We start from the raw sequence: 13780 nt of genomic DNA, 5'->3' as shown, positions 1-13780 counted from the left end.
CCGGATTCCCAGAACCGGCGGCGAAGCCGTCCGGGTTGCGCGCCTCGTTATGCCTTATTTCTTCTTCGGAGGATTAGGTGTTGGCTTTGGCCGCTCATTCGGTTTCTCGTACCGTATCGGTTTAACTTCGCTTTTGACGTTATCTCTTGGATCAGCTGGTTTTTCTAGTTTAGGGTCTTTCATATATCCCTCCTACGCCTTGGCGGTAAGTGTCTCTCCGGGGTCCAATGTGAATTCAAGCAAATCAAGGTTATCTCTATTTACCAGGAACCCGTGGCAATTCGACTCGATATAGTCGGGTTCTTCTATATCGGATTTGTTGTCATTCACCCAAGCAGGGTTGTAAAGGTATACGAAGCCTTCTTCTGGGTCCGTAGAAAACATCGTTGGGTAACCTCTGATTCTCCTCCCATCCTTGAGAGTAACTATCACGTAGCGGTCTTGTGTTTGGAAGGTATCATTCCAGGTGTTGGCACGAGACGTTTTTGTAGTGATCTTTAGTTTACGAAGCACTTTATGAACATGGTCATTAAAATATATGAATCCGACGACCGTAGGTATAAGCCCTACAGTTGATAAAGACAACCAAATTAGGGTTTTGCTAGCAGAGAAATCAAAGGACAAGCCACTTTCCGTAGATGCAACTTGTGCGAGTGGCTCCCAAACGGTAAATGTTGAAACAACGAGGTAGATAACAAAGGTAAAAAGAATTGCATCTAGTATCCTACGCGATATTGATATTTCTCCAAATCTAAAGCACGAATAGAATATTTGACCGGATAGGAATCCCGGCAATAGAAGCAATAGAATATTCAATGCTTCAACTGTAAGTGTCATGTTGTCTCGTCTCTTCTGAAGCCACTCTGGCATAACGGTGTATTAGGCGGAATTCGTATCATTCGCAATAGTGCGGATTCGGCCTATCATGCAATACTTCCGATTCCGCATATCGTGGCGCATTATGTTGGTTATATTTACCCAAAAACATATATGAATCAACAGTATTTCCTTGATTGGCTTGCGTAGCCAGAATAGTAATAAGCTGCTAAATCTACCTTCCAACCGGCTAATTCAGCGACATATTGATGGTAGGTAAAATCCCATTTGGACTGGTACGTAAGTCAGCTATGTGCCGATAACGCACTTTCAAATTTCTTAACAACCACTTCGCAGTATTGGTGGGCAGATACACGCCCTGAAATTCATTGGAGGTATTACTGAATACGGTTGGACCAGCCACCATCCTGAATCCAGCTGGAGAAGCCCTGATCGGACAGCGGCTGGCTGACGTGATAGCCCTGCACGGCATCGCAGCCGAGGGATTCGAGCAGGTTCCAGGCGGTGTCGTTCTCCACGCCTTCGCCCAGCACCTGCAGGCCCAGGTTGTGGCCGAGGTCGATGATGGAGCGCACGATGACGGGGTCGTCCTCGCGGGCGGCCTGTTCGGAGAGGAAGGAGCGGTCGATCTTGAGGGTGTCGAGCGGCAGATGGCGCAGCCGCGAGACGGAGGAATAACCGGTGCCGAAGTCGTCGATGGCCACGCGCACGCCGAGATCGTGCAGCCTGCGCAGCAGTTCGGCGCCGTGGTCCAGATCCTTCATCAGGGTCTGTTCGGTGACCTCCACTTCCAGGCAGTCGCCGGACACACCGGCCTCCTGCAGCGCCCACTCGATGCGCTCCAGCAGTCGCGGGGTCTGGAAGGTGCGGGTGGAGAGATTGACCGAGACCGGGATGGTGACGCCGGCCTGCTGCCAGGCCTTGCACTGGCGCAGGGCGGTGACCAGCACCCAGTTGGTGATGGGTACCATCAGGCCGATCTGCTCGGCCATGTCCAGGAAGCCGCCCGGCGGCACCAGCCCCTGCTCCGGGTGCTTCCAGCGCAGCAGCGCCTCGGCGCCGCACAGTTCATGTGAGGCGATGTCCACCTTGGGCTGATAATGCAGTTCGAACTCGTTGCGCTCCAGGGCGTGACGCAGCTGGGTGGAGAACTGCAGGTGCGCGCTGGAGGCAGCGGCCGCGCCGGGCTCGAAGAAGGCAAACCCCAGTTCATTGCGCTTGGCCTCGTACATGGCGATGTCGGCCCGGCTGAGCAGGGTGTCGAAGTCACCGCCGTGGCGGGGCGCATGGGCTATGCCGATGGAGGTGGTGAAATACAGCGGCTGATCATTGTAGTGATAGGGGCGTTTGAAGCACTCCAGGATCTTGCCGGCGACCTGTTCGCCGGCGCGGACCGGATCCTCCACTGCCGGCATCAGCACGCCGAACTCGTCCCCGCCCAGCCGGGCCAGGGTATCGGAATCACGCAGTACGCCGCATACACGCTCGGCCACCTGGCGCAGCAGTTCGTCCCCGGCCTGGTGGCCCAGGGTGTCGTTCAGGGTCTTGAAATGATCCAGGTCCAGCAGCATCAGCACCACGGCCTGATGCTCCTCGCGCCGGGCCTGGGCCAGGGCCTGGTTGACCCGGTCCTGCCACAGGGTGCGGTTGGCGAGTTCGGTCAGTTCGTCGGTGGTGGCCAGGTGCTCCAACCGTTCCAGCGTCTCATGCTGGCGGTTGATATCCTCCAGCATGGCGTCGATGCGCACCACCCGCCGCCGCTGCTTGAAGGGATACAGGGACAACCGGCGCCAGCTCTCAGACTGCCCCCGCCCCTGCAGCCGCACCTCGACCTCGGCCGGGCGGCCGTCCAGGGCCTGCTGCCAGGCGGCCTCAGCCTTGCTGCGATCATCCTCGTGCACGGCCATCAGGCAGGGGATCGGCCCCTCGCCCTTGCCGTTGCCGTTGCACAGGGCCCTGGCGGCAGGGTTGAGGTAGTGCAGCTGGGCCGCGGTGACATCATAGGACCAGACCTGTTGCGGAATGTTGGCCAGCAGCTGCTGCATGCGTTCGAGCTCGCCGTCCTGCTGCGTGCGCTCGGCCTCCCGGGTCTGCTGCAGGCGATCCAGATGACCTTCGATCATCAGGCCCATGAACAGAAAAACGCGCTTGACCAGCGCGCTCTCCAGGACATTGCGCTCATCGGGCTCCAGCCCGGGCATGTGCGCGATCAGTTGGAGCAGATGATTGAGATACAGCCGGTAGGCGCCGATCAGCCAGACCGGCTTGACGCCGCGCTGCTGATGCAGGTGGCCGATGCGGATCAGGTCGCCGTCTTCCAGCGGCCCGATGATGCGCAGCAGCTGGTTGAGTTGGCTGCGCACCAGGTCGCCGACATCGCCGCCGTCGTTCTCGAAGGCATAGAGGATCTCGGCGATGCTGGGGTTGTCGAACAGATAGTTGTAGTAGGACTCGGCGAACTGCGCCGCGCCCTGGCTGAGCAGGGTCTGATAACGGAGGAGCACTTCCGACTCTGCACTGTCCATCTGCAGCACATAGTGGAAGTCCTTGCGAAGTTCGCGTTCCCGTGAACCGGCTTGCGCGTTCGGGGTGGAATGCGTATTCGCAGTCTTGTTCCGCTGCTTTTTGCTTCCGGCCATCTTCTGGTCTTCGGGTTGTTGTTATTATGGATATACGTTTAAGTTATCACATTTATTCCATCCTGCACACTCTGCATTGACCGTCGCCCGATTGCATTCTGCAACCGGAAGTCAGGCGAACAGATCCAGCGTTCCAGTGGGTAATTGTGTAATTTTTGCCGACATTCCTGACGGATTCTGACCGCCCTCATCCGCCTCGCCCATGCCGGCCATGAACTGCTGCTGCTGCGCCTGGGCCGACGCCTGATCCTGTTCGGCGAAGGAACGGTCGGAGACATTCACGTCGACCAGATCCATGCCGTTGGCAGTGAACATCTCACGCAGCCGCGGCATGGCGGCTTCCAGTGCCTCGCGCGTCATTGCGTGCTGGGCGGTGAAGTGCACCTGGGCCTGCGACTGGCCCGAATCACTGTTCAACGAGACTCGCACCTCGATCGGGCCCAGGTGCTGCGGGTTGAGCTTGATCTCCGCCCCCTGCAGCTTCTGGTTGGCCACCCACATCACCTTCTCGCTCAGGGCATCGCCCCACTGCGAATGCTGCATGGGCAGCGGGATCTGGGTGCCGGGCAGGGCCGGCTGGCTGGCGGTCGGGTTCAGCTGGGCGGTCTGCACCATGCCCTGGGCGGAGGGGGTGAGATTGGGCATGACCTCGGCCGACGCCAGCCGCTGCAGGCCGGACGCGTCCGGGTTGCGTGCGGCGAGTTGAGCCAGCTGGGCCGCGGCCGTCTCCGACCGCTGCTCACCGCCGCGGGCCAGGAACTGGCGGAACAGATCAGTCGACAATTCGGCCTCCTGCAGGGCGTCCTGCGCACCCTGGGCAAGCTGCGGTTGAGCGCCCGGCTGAGTGAGCAGGCGAGCGCCGGCCTCGCCCCTGCCCGGTCGGGTGGCGGCCGCTTCAGCCCCCCTGGCGGGCGCCGCATCAAGCAGCATCTGGGCCAGGGCCAGCGGTGAAACCTCGGTTTCTTCACCGGTTTCGGTTGCAGCCGTCCGGCCTTCGCCGTCGGCCAGCAGGCCGCCGGCCAGTCCGGCCTGCCTCTGCGCATCGCCGGACTCGGCATCGTCGGTGCCGGCCTGGCCGGCCCGGTCCCCGACCGGCAAGTTCTTGCCCTCGGCGGGGTCGGAGCTTTCCCCCCGCCCTGCCGCTGCGGCCTTGCCGCTGTTGTTTGCCCCGGTGTCGCGCTCGGCCTTGCCGGCATCCATGCGCTTGTTCAGTTCGCTGGAAAAACTGGTGGATTTATTATCGGAATCAGAGGCTTCCGACTGCCTCGCCGGGCCCTGGCCGGAGGCCCTGGCGGGGGCGGACTGAACCTTGACGGGTGTTACCGGCAGTTCGGCCATGTGCGTTCTCCTTGGCTAATCAGACCTTGTCCCCTCCATGGGGCAAGTAACGTGCCAACCGGTCAGATCAAGAGCGCCACGGAATACACGGAAAGCACGGAAGTTTGGTTTGTCATCGCCATGACGCTACGCGCCCGGCGATGAAATCGAAGCTTTTGGGTTAAAACCTTTCTGTGTATTGCGTGTTTTCCGTGGCGCTCTTGCACTTCAGGACCGATCCCGGTCCTTGTTGCGCTGATGGCGCTGCAGGGCAAACTCGTCGCTTTCGGACTGGGCCCGGCGTTCGCGGGCCTGGTGTTCTTCTTCGCGGTAGCGGTCGGCCACCTTGTCCAGGGCCTGGGCCCGGGTGCGCGAGGCCAGCCAGTGCCGGCGCTGTTCCTCGCAGGCCTGTTGGCTCCGGGCGATGCGCTCACGCTGTTGATCGATGGCCAGATTGAGGCGGGAGAGAAAGACGCGATAGTCCTGCAGCCGGGCAACGGACAGACCGGTGTTGCCGCTGTGCTCGAACTGGCGGGCATATTCATCGCGATACAGGATCAGCTGATCGAGTTGCTGACGCTGCTGTTCCAGTTCGCGCTGGGCCGCCCCGAGGCGCCGGGCCTGTTCCTGTTCCCGGCGTTCGGCGACATCGACGACCGGTTGGATGCGTTTGGAGCGGGTCATTGAATCTTATTCGTTTTTTGTTGAGCGCGTAGGATGGGTGAAGCACAGCGCAACCCATCGTGGCGGGACCAGGCGATGGGATACGGCGCTCGCGCCTCCACCCATCCTACAACCAGTGTGCCAGGCATAACACGCAGACTGGGTGAAGCGGTAGCGTAACACATCGTCCCCAACGACTACTGGGTCGTGGCCAGGGCATTGCCCAGCAGCTGATCCAGGTCGTCCAGGCTTTCCACCAGCGAGACCCGCTCGTGCATGCCCTGACGCAGGAACTGCATCAGCCGCGGATGGTAGTGGATGGCCTCGTCCACCCGCGGATCCGATCCCTTCTGGTAAGCCCCGACATTGATCAGATCCCGGTTGCGCTGATAGGTCGAGTATATCTGCTTGAAGCGGCGCGCGGTCTGCATGTGGGTGTCGTCGGTGATCTCGGTCATGGCGCGGCTGATGGAAGCCTCGATGTCGATGGCCGGATAATGCCCGGATTCGCCCAGCTCGCGTGACAGCACGATGTGGCCGTCGAGGATGGCACGGGCGGCATCGGCGATGGGGTCGTTCTGGTCATCGCCCTCGGCCAGAACAGTGTAAAACGCTGTTATGGAACCGCCGCCGGGCTTGCCGTTGCCGGCGCGCTCGACCAGCTGCGGCAGCTTGGCGAACACCGAAGGCGGATACCCCTTGGTCGCCGGCGGCTCGCCGATGGCCAGGGCAATCTCGCGCTGGGCCTGGGCGAAACGGGTGAGCGAATCCATCAGCAGCAGCACCTGCATGCCCTGGTCGCGGTAATATTCGGCGATGCTGGTGGCGAGCATGGCGCCGTGCATGCGCATCAGCGGCGAGGTGTCGGCCGGCGTGGCGACCACCACCGAGCGGGCCAGGCCCTCCTCGCCCAGGTTGTTCTGCACGAATTCCACCACTTCGCGGCCACGCTCGCCGATCAGACCCACCACAATGACATCGGCGTTGGTATAGCGCGTCATCATGCTCAGCAGCACACTCTTGCCCACGCCGGAGCCGGCGAACAGGCCCATGCGCTGGCCGCGGCCGACGGTAAGCAGCGAGTTGATGGAGCGCACGCCCACATCCAGCGGCTCGCGGATGGGCGCACGCGCCAGCGGGTTGATCAAGCGGCCGGTGATGGGCATGCGCTCCTCGACCTGCAAGGGACCGCGCCCGTCCAGCGGCCGGCCGGCGCCGTCTAGCACCCGCCCGAGCAGATGCGGCCCCACCGGCGCCTCACAGGCCCGGTTGGTCGGAATCACCCGGGCGTTGGGCGCCAGCCCCTGCAGATCGCCGATGGGCATGAGATAGAGCTTCTCGCCGCCGAAGCCCACCACCTCGGCCTCGATCTCGCTGCCGTCCGGATTGACGATGAGGCAGCGCCCGCCGATGGCGGTCTGGCAGCCGACCGCCTCCAGGGTCAGGCCGACCATGCGCGTCAGCCGGCCCTCGACCACCAGCGGCACGCCCTCGCCCAGGCGCTCGCTGTAGCGCCCCAGGCGCTGCTGCCACAGGGGGTTGCGGTTGGGATCGAGGCTGGCCACGCTCACGTCACTGCTCCGCGTCGTCGGCGCGTTCGCCGCCGAGCAGGCGGGCGATCACGGCATTGATCCGATTCTCGAGCGTGGCATCGATCTGCGATGTCTCCGACATCACCTTGCAGCCTCCGCGGGCAATGACCGGATCCTCGACCACCCGCCAGGTCTGCTCCTCGCTGCTCAGGGACAGATTGGAACGCACCAGTTCGGCGTCCTCCGGATGCAGGTGCAGGCGCACATTGGTCGCGGCCAGCGGCAGCAGCGCCATGGCCTCGCGGATCACGGCCAGGATCTCGCCCGGCTCGGTCCTGAGTTCGCGCCGGATCAGCTGGCGGGCGATCAGTACCACCAGATCGACCAGCTGCTGCTCCACCGTCTCGTCCAGCTGTTCCAGCGGCCGGGCCAGGGTCTGCATCAGATGACCGAGTTCGTGCACCCGCGCCCGGATCTCCTTCTGCCCGGCCGCCAGGCCTTCCCGGCGGCCCTGCTCGAAACCCTCGGCCTGCGCCTCGCGCTGCAGCTCCTCGAGTTGGCGCGCCGTCATGGGCGTACCGGCATCCTCGCGGGCCTGCGGGTCGGAGACGTCCGGCAGGGACCAGCCCTCGATGCCCTGAAGTTGTTCACTGGGAATGACCTTGGTGCTCATAAAAGTACCCGAAACGTCCTGTAGGATGGGTGAAGGCGCAACGCGCCGTAACCCATCATCATGCCGCCCGGCGATGGGTTGCGCTTCGCTTCACCCATCCTACTGCATCTGCGTTTATACATATTCCTCCGCCCCCTTGCCGCCGAGACTGATGTCGCCGGCCTCGGCCATGCGCCGGGCGATGGCCAGGATCTCCTTCTGCGCGGTCTCGACCTCGCTGATGCGTACCGGGCCCTTGGCCTCCAGGTCGTCACGCAGCATCTCGGAGGCGCGTTTGGACATGTTCTTGAAGATCTTCTCCTTGACCCCTTCGTCGGCGCCCTTCAGCGCGATGATCAGCGTCTCGGAGGAGACCTCGCGCAGCAGCGCCTGCACGCCCATGTCGTCGACGTCGACCAGGTTGTCGAACACGAACATCAGGTCCTGGATCTGCTGGCCCAGTTCGGCATCGGCGTCCTTGATCATGTCCATGATCTCGGCCTCCATCGAACTGTCGATGAAGTTCAGAATGTCGGCGGTGGACTTCACGCCGCCCACCCCCGAGGACTGGATGGTGTTCTGATTGCCGCTGAACTGGCGTTCCATGATCTCGTCCAGTTCCTGCAGCGCGGCCGGCTGGATGCCGTCCAGGGTGGCGATGCGCAGCAGTACGTCGACCCGCACCCGCTCGGGCAGGAAGGCAATCACCTCGGCGGCATGATCCGAGTCCAGGTAGGACAGCACGATGGCCATGATCTGGGGGTGCTCCAACCGGATCAGTTCGGCCACCGCGCGCGCGTCCATCCACTTCAGTGATTCCAGGCCCTTGGTGTTGTGGCCGAGCAGGATGCGGTCGACCATGGTGCCGGCCTTCTCCTCGCCCAGGGCGTCCACCAGCACCTTGCGGATGTATTCCTCCGAGCCCACGCCCAGGTTGGTCTGGTTGTCGTAGGTCTCCATGAAGTCGCCGAGCACGTTCTCCACCTGCTCGCGCGAGACATTGGTCATGGTCGCCATGGCCGCACCGACGCGCTGGACCTCCTTCGGGCCCATGTGCTTGAGCACCTGCGAGGCGTTCTCCTCGCCCAGCGACATCAGGAAGATCGCCGCGCGTTCGGCGCCGTTGAGCTTGGTGGGGGTATTCTCAGCCATCGTCCTTCACCCAGTTCTTGACCACCTGTGCAACCCGCTTGGGATCCTGCGCGACCAGGTTGCGGGCGTTGCCCATCTGCTCCTCGTAGGCCTGGGCCGGCCGCGGCAGCGCGCCCTGCCCGGCCGCGGCGGCCAGCGCCTCGGGGCTGCTCATGTCCGCGCCCTCCATGGCCGGCATCATGCCCGATTGCTCAGAGCGGCCGCGCTCGGCCAGGTTGCGCATGATCGGGCGCAGCACGCCGAAGAAGAAGATCAGCACCACCAGCACGCCGGCGGTCTGCTTGAGCGCATCCCAGACCCAGGCCTGTTCCCACAGCGACGGCTCGGGCAGCGGCTCGGGCACCGGCGCTTCCTGGAAGGCGGCGTTGATCACCTGCACGCTGTCGCCGCGGCGGGCATCGAAGCCCACGGCCTCGCGCACCAGGGTGGTGAACTTGTCCAGTTCTTCCTGGGTCCAGGGCTCGCGGGTGGCCGTGCCGTCCGGTCCCGGCACCCGCTTGTCGTCGATCACCACGGCGATGGACAGCTGGCGGATGGTGCCGGTGGCCAGCCTGGTGTGACTGATGGTCTTGTCCAGCTCGTAGTTGCGGGTACTGCGCCGGCTGCTGTTGGACTGGCTCATGCCCGCAGCCTCGGCCTGCGGCCCCGGCGGGGTGTTGGCCAGGGTGCCCGGCACCCCGACCGCGCCGCCGCCCGCCCCCATCTGTTCCTCGCTGACCTGTTCACTGCGCAGCGCCGGCAGATCCGGGTTGTAGGTTTCCTCGGTACGCTCGGTGCGGGTGAAGTCCAGCTCGGCCGTGACCTGGGCACGCACGCCGTTGTTGCCCACCATGGGTTCGAGCAGGCTGAGAATGCGCTGGGTATAGGTCTCCTCCAGTTTCCTGTTATAGGTGAACTGGGTACCGGTCATGGCGAATTCGGAATCCTGCTTCGAGTTGAGCAGGTTGCCGTTCTGGTCCACGACGGTGACATTGCCGGGATTCAGGTGCGGGACGCTGGAGGCGACCAGGTGCACCACCGAGGCGACCTGACCCTCGTCCAGGCTGCGCCCGGCATACATATGCACCACCACCGAGGCGGTGGGCTCCTCCTGACGGCGCACGAATACGCTGCGCTTGGGCAGGGCCAGATGCACCCGTGCCTCCTTGACGTTGCGCAGTGCGGCCACGGTGCGGGACAACTCCCCTTCCAGGGCATGCTGGTAGCGGGCGTTCTCGATGAACTGGCTGGTCCCGAACCCCTGTTCCTCCTTGAGCAACTCGAACCCGGCCACGCCGCTCTCGGGCAGCCCCTCGCCGGCCAGTTTGAGGCGGGCATTGTGCACCTCGCCCGCCGGCACCATCAGCGCGCCGGTGCCCTGATCGATCCTGTGCGGAATGCCGTGCTGCTGCAGCGCGTTCATCACCTGGGTGACGTCAGCCTCGGCCAGGTTGCTGTAGAGCACGCTGTAGGTGGGGGCGCGCAGCCAGAAGAAGGCCGCCACCCCGATCGCCACGCCGGCGGCCAGCACGACCATGAAGGCCATCTGGCGCCAGGCCGGCAGGGCGGCGAAGCCGGTGTTCGATTCAGCGGGTACCAATGCCATTGTTGTCGTCGCTCTGTTATCGGGTCCGGGTTCCCGTCATTGCGAGCGCAGCGTGGCAATCTCGAAAATCAGGCTGTGCCGGTTGGAGATTGCCGCGGCGCTACGCGCCTCGCAATGACGAATCAAATATTAATCAACCACTCAGATTCATCACCTGCTGGTAGGCCTCGACCAGCTTGTTGCGCACCTGCTTCATCGCCTCGAAGGACACGCTGGCCTTCTGCATGGCGATCATCACATCACTCAGGTTGGTGTTCGGATCGCCGGTGACGAAGGCCTTGGACATGTCACCGGAGGCCTGCTGATACTGGTTCACGGTATCGATGGACTGCTTGAGCATGGCGGAAAAGTCCACACCCTCCGCGCCCCCGGCGGCCTCGGGCCCGGCAGCGGACCCGGTGCCGCCGGCGGCGCCGGCCTGGCTGGCCTGGGCCATGACCCGCATCTGATTGAGCAGTTGATTGACGTCGATTTCACTCATGTCCTGTGACTCCGCTACGGATGACTACATTCAGGTTTCCCGGCCCCGGCCCCGGAACAATGCAGAAACCGGGCCAGCTTCAGCCCGGGATGGCGATGCCGGCATCCCGCATCCGCGCCAGCTTGTAGCGCAGGGTGCGCGGGCTGATGCCCAGCTGTTCGGCGGCCGCCTTGCGGCTGCCGGCGCTCTCCAGCGCCTCGATGATCAGCCGATGCTCGCGATTGCGCAGCCCTTCCTTCAGATCCTCCTCGGCCGTCTGCGGCGCCGCCGGGGCAGCCGACCCCGTGCGCGCCGCCGCCGGCGGGGCCTGGATGCCGGCCGGAACGCTCATCTGCTCGGCCTCGAAGTGCAGTTCATCGACCTCGATGCAGTCGCCGCGCATCAGAATCACGGCGCGCTGCAGCACGTTCTCCAGTTCGCGCACATTGCCCGGCCAGTGATAGGCCAGCAGGCGCTGCTCGGCGTCCGGACACAGGGTCGGCACGGCCCGGCCGGCCGGGGTGTGGCGCTCCAGCAGCCGCTGGGCGATGGGCAGGATGTCGCGCGGACGCTCGCGCAGCGGCAGCAGGTGCAGGGGAAACACATTGAGCCGGTAGAACAGATCCTCGCGGAAACGCCCGGCAGCAACCTCCTCGCGCATCACCCGGTTGGAGGTGGCCAGCACCCGCACGTCCAGCGGGATCGGCTGCTTGCCGCCCAGGCGCTCGACCTCGCGCTCCTGCAGCACCCGCAGCAGCTTGGCCTGCAGGCCCAGATCCATTTCCGAGATCTCGTCCAGCAGCAGGGTGCCGCCGCTGGCCTGTTCGAACTTGCCGGCGCGGGCCTGGTAGGCACCGGTGAAGGCGCCCTTCTCGTAGCCGAACAGCACCGCCTCCAGCATGTTCTCGGGGATGGCCGCGCAGTTGATGGCCACGAAGGGGCCGTCGCGGCGCGGCGAGCGCTCGTGCACATAGCGTGCGAACACCTCCTTGCCGGTGCCGGACTCGCCGGTGATCATCACGGTGGCGTCGGTGTTGGCCACCCGCTCGGCCAGCCCGAGCAGTTCACGGGTGCGGGCCTCCTGCGCCACCACACCCTCATCGGCCGCCGCGGCCTCGGGCAGATAGCGCCGGACCAGCTCGACCAGGGCGTTGGCATCGAATGGCTTGAGCAGGTAGTCGGCGGCCCCGGCACGCATGGCTTCGACCGCCTTCTGTACCGTGCCGTAGGCCGTCATCAGCACCACCGGCAGGCCGGGCTGGCTGTCGCGGATGCGCGCCAGCAGCTGGTGGCCGTCCAGTTCCGGCATGTTCACGTCGCTGACGACCATGGCCACGGACTCGCGCGCCAGCAACTCCAGCGCCGCGCGGCCGTCGCCGGCCGCGGAGGCCCGGTAGCCGGCCACCGACAGGGTGTCGCACAGGGCGTCGCGCAGGGCGGGGTCGTCCTCGACGATCAGTACCGTGGCTTCATTCATGCTGAGACTCCTTGCTTGGATATGTCTGCACCGGCCGCACCGCTGGCCAGCGCCCCGGCCAGCGGTGCCGGCGGCAGGCGCAGGCTGAAGGTGGTGCCGGCACCGGCCTCGGACAGGACCGAGATCTCACCGCGGTGAGCCTCGACCGTGGCGCGGACCACGGCCAGACCCAGCCCGGTGCCTTTGGCGCGGGTGGTGAAGAAGGGTTCGAAGATGTGCTCGCACACGTCGGCGGGGATACCCGGCCCGTTGTCGCTGACACGGATCAGCACGGCACCATCGGCCTGCTGCTCAGCCGTAACCCGGATAACAGGTGTCTGCACCGCGGCTTGCCGGGCATTGATGACCAGGTTGGACAATGCGCCCACCAGGGCCGTCTCGTCGCCCTGCACCGGCACCTGCGGATCGCTGCAGTCGCAGTGCCAGTCGACGCCGGCCAGCTGCGGCACCAGCTGCTGTTCCAGGGTCTGCAGCAGGCGGCCCAGCGGCAGCGCCTCCGCCTCCCCGCCCTGCCCGCCGCGGGCAAATGCCAGCATGTCGTTGACCATGCGCTCCAGGTGGCGCAGCCGTTCGACGATGCGCCCGCCCAGCTGCTGCGGCCGGTGGTCGGCACTGTCCATGCTGCTCAGCTGCGAGGCATACAGCAGCGCGGCCGACAGCGGCGTGCGCAGCTGATGCGCCAGCCCGGCCAGCATCTCGCCCATGGCCGACAGCCGCTGCTGGCGGTTGAGCGCCTCGGTCAGGCGGCGGGTCTCAGTGATTTCGTTGATCAGGAGGATACGTCCGGTGCCGGCATCCAGCGGCCGCTCGGAGATGCGGATCCAGCGGCCGTCATACAGGCGGATGTCGTGACCGTCGCTGCCGGGGGCATCGAAGCAGCGCCGGCGGATACTGTCCCAGGTCGCGCCGACCAGCGGCGTGCCGAGAAGGTCCCGCGCCATGGGGTTGCATTCGCTGACACGGTCGTCGGCATCCAGTACCAGCACCCCGCCCGGCAGAGCCGCGATCAGGGTCTCCAGCCGGTCGGCCAGTTGCAGCCGCTCGGAGCGGCTGGCCGCCAGTTCGCGGTTGAGCCCCGCCACCTGCTGCTCCAACTCACGGTAGCTGTGCTCCAGGGCGGACGACATGCGGTTGAAGGCCTGGAAGGCCTCCTGGAGTTGCTGCGGGTCGGGTTGTGCGGATGCTGCGGCCATGCGGGTGTCCGTTCGACGTTGTGCCGACACGGTTGCAACATGCATGCCTGAAATGACTAGTTGTTTTTATTCAGTAGGTTATAAAGGCTGGATAAAAGAGGCGTCAAAACAGCGACGGGGAAATCATTCAAAAGAGCGCCACGGAATACACGGAAAGCACGGAAAATGAATGCTGTTGTAATAGCCGCGATCGTCATCCCCGCGCAGGCGGGGATCCAGATACCGCGCGGTTGCTGGATTCCCGCCTGCGCGGGAATGACGAAAACTGCGCGG

Annotated in this window: 11 protein-coding genes; all 11 read right to left on the bottom strand. The window is 64.3% G+C overall.

The features are described 5' to 3' along the window. Nucleotides 1-192: 192 nt before the first annotated feature. The 11 genes from CFK21_RS15200 to CFK21_RS07150 all read right to left on the bottom strand — a co-directional run bounded on the left by CFK21_RS15200 (nucleotide 193) and on the right by CFK21_RS07150 (nucleotide 13507). A complete protein-coding gene (locus tag CFK21_RS15200) occupies nucleotides 193-837 on the bottom strand; it encodes a DUF6338 family protein (protein WP_157745483.1) in 645 nt (214 codons plus the stop codon). Nucleotides 838-1214: 377 nt separating this feature from the next. After that, on the bottom strand, nucleotides 1215-3341 hold the full coding sequence (locus CFK21_RS07195) for a putative bifunctional diguanylate cyclase/phosphodiesterase (RefSeq protein ID WP_172844273.1): 2127 nt from the start codon (nucleotides 3339-3341) through the stop codon (nucleotides 1215-1217). A gap of 246 nt (nucleotides 3342-3587) precedes the next feature. Further along, on the bottom strand, nucleotides 3588-4814 hold the full coding sequence (locus CFK21_RS07190; RefSeq protein WP_096366025.1) for a flagellar hook-length control protein FliK: 1227 nt from the start codon (nucleotides 4812-4814) through the stop codon (nucleotides 3588-3590). Between the two features lie 207 nt (nucleotides 4815-5021). Beyond that, a complete protein-coding gene (fliJ, locus tag CFK21_RS07185) occupies nucleotides 5022-5477 on the bottom strand; it encodes a flagellar export protein FliJ (RefSeq protein ID WP_096366024.1) in 456 nt (151 codons plus the stop codon). A gap of 176 nt (nucleotides 5478-5653) precedes the next feature. Then, complete coding sequence (gene fliI, locus CFK21_RS07180) at nucleotides 5654-7027, bottom strand: flagellar protein export ATPase FliI (protein ID WP_096366023.1); 1374 nt, start codon at nucleotides 7025-7027, stop codon at nucleotides 5654-5656. 1 nt (nucleotide 7028) lies between these two features. Further along, nucleotides 7029-7661 carry a flagellar assembly protein FliH gene (locus CFK21_RS07175; RefSeq protein WP_096366022.1) on the bottom strand — a complete coding sequence of 211 codons (633 nt, stop codon included), beginning with the start codon at nucleotides 7659-7661 and terminating at the stop codon, nucleotides 7029-7031. 114 nt (nucleotides 7662-7775) lie between these two features. Then, complete coding sequence (fliG, locus tag CFK21_RS07170) at nucleotides 7776-8792, bottom strand: flagellar motor switch protein FliG (protein WP_096366021.1); 1017 nt, start codon at nucleotides 8790-8792, stop codon at nucleotides 7776-7778. After that, nucleotides 8785-10377, bottom strand: a complete 1593-nt coding sequence (gene fliF / locus CFK21_RS07165; RefSeq protein WP_096366020.1) for a flagellar basal-body MS-ring/collar protein FliF — start codon at nucleotides 10375-10377, stop codon at nucleotides 8785-8787. Before fliF ends, fliG begins: the two co-directional genes overlap by 8 nt. A gap of 133 nt (nucleotides 10378-10510) precedes the next feature. After that, nucleotides 10511-10858, bottom strand: a complete 348-nt coding sequence (gene fliE / locus CFK21_RS07160) for a flagellar hook-basal body complex protein FliE (protein ID WP_096366019.1) — start codon at nucleotides 10856-10858, stop codon at nucleotides 10511-10513. 79 nt (nucleotides 10859-10937) lie between these two features. Further along, nucleotides 10938-12314 carry a sigma-54-dependent transcriptional regulator gene (locus CFK21_RS07155; RefSeq protein WP_096366018.1) on the bottom strand — a complete coding sequence of 459 codons (1377 nt, stop codon included), beginning with the start codon at nucleotides 12312-12314 and terminating at the stop codon, nucleotides 10938-10940. Then, nucleotides 12311-13507 carry a sensor histidine kinase gene (locus CFK21_RS07150; RefSeq protein WP_172844272.1) on the bottom strand — a complete coding sequence of 399 codons (1197 nt, stop codon included), beginning with the start codon at nucleotides 13505-13507 and terminating at the stop codon, nucleotides 12311-12313. Before CFK21_RS07150 ends, CFK21_RS07155 begins: the two co-directional genes overlap by 4 nt. Nucleotides 13508-13780 lie beyond the last annotated feature (273 nt).

The organism is Thiohalobacter thiocyanaticus, assembly GCF_002356355.1.
Taxonomy (GTDB): domain Bacteria; phylum Pseudomonadota; class Gammaproteobacteria; order Thiohalobacterales; family Thiohalobacteraceae; genus Thiohalobacter; species Thiohalobacter thiocyanaticus_A.
The sequence above is the reverse complement of the archived record's forward strand: the minus strand, read 5'-3'. Positions and strand labels throughout refer to the sequence as shown.

Excerpts from the sequence above, each read along its gene's own strand:
- CFK21_RS15200 (WP_157745483.1), bottom strand. The coding sequence starts at position 837 with ATGACACTTACAGTTGAAGCATTGAATATTCTATTGCTTCTATTGCCG.
- CFK21_RS07190 (WP_096366025.1), bottom strand. The coding sequence starts at position 4,814 with ATGGCCGAACTGCCGGTAACACCCGTCAAGGTTCAGTCCGCCCCCGCC.
- fliJ (WP_096366024.1), bottom strand. The coding sequence starts at position 5,477 with ATGACCCGCTCCAAACGCATCCAACCGGTCGTCGATGTCGCCGAACGC.
- CFK21_RS07175 (WP_096366022.1), bottom strand. The coding sequence starts at position 7,661 with ATGAGCACCAAGGTCATTCCCAGTGAACAACTTCAGGGCATCGAGGGC.
- fliG (WP_096366021.1), bottom strand. The coding sequence starts at position 8,792 with ATGGCTGAGAATACCCCCACCAAGCTCAACGGCGCCGAACGCGCGGCG.
- fliF (WP_096366020.1), bottom strand. The coding sequence starts at position 10,377 with ATGGCATTGGTACCCGCTGAATCGAACACCGGCTTCGCCGCCCTGCCG.
- fliE (WP_096366019.1), bottom strand. The coding sequence starts at position 10,858 with ATGAGTGAAATCGACGTCAATCAACTGCTCAATCAGATGCGGGTCATG.
- CFK21_RS07155 (WP_096366018.1), bottom strand. The coding sequence starts at position 12,314 with ATGAATGAAGCCACGGTACTGATCGTCGAGGACGACCCCGCCCTGCGC.
- CFK21_RS07150 (WP_172844272.1), bottom strand. The coding sequence starts at position 13,507 with ATGGCCGCAGCATCCGCACAACCCGACCCGCAGCAACTCCAGGAGGCC.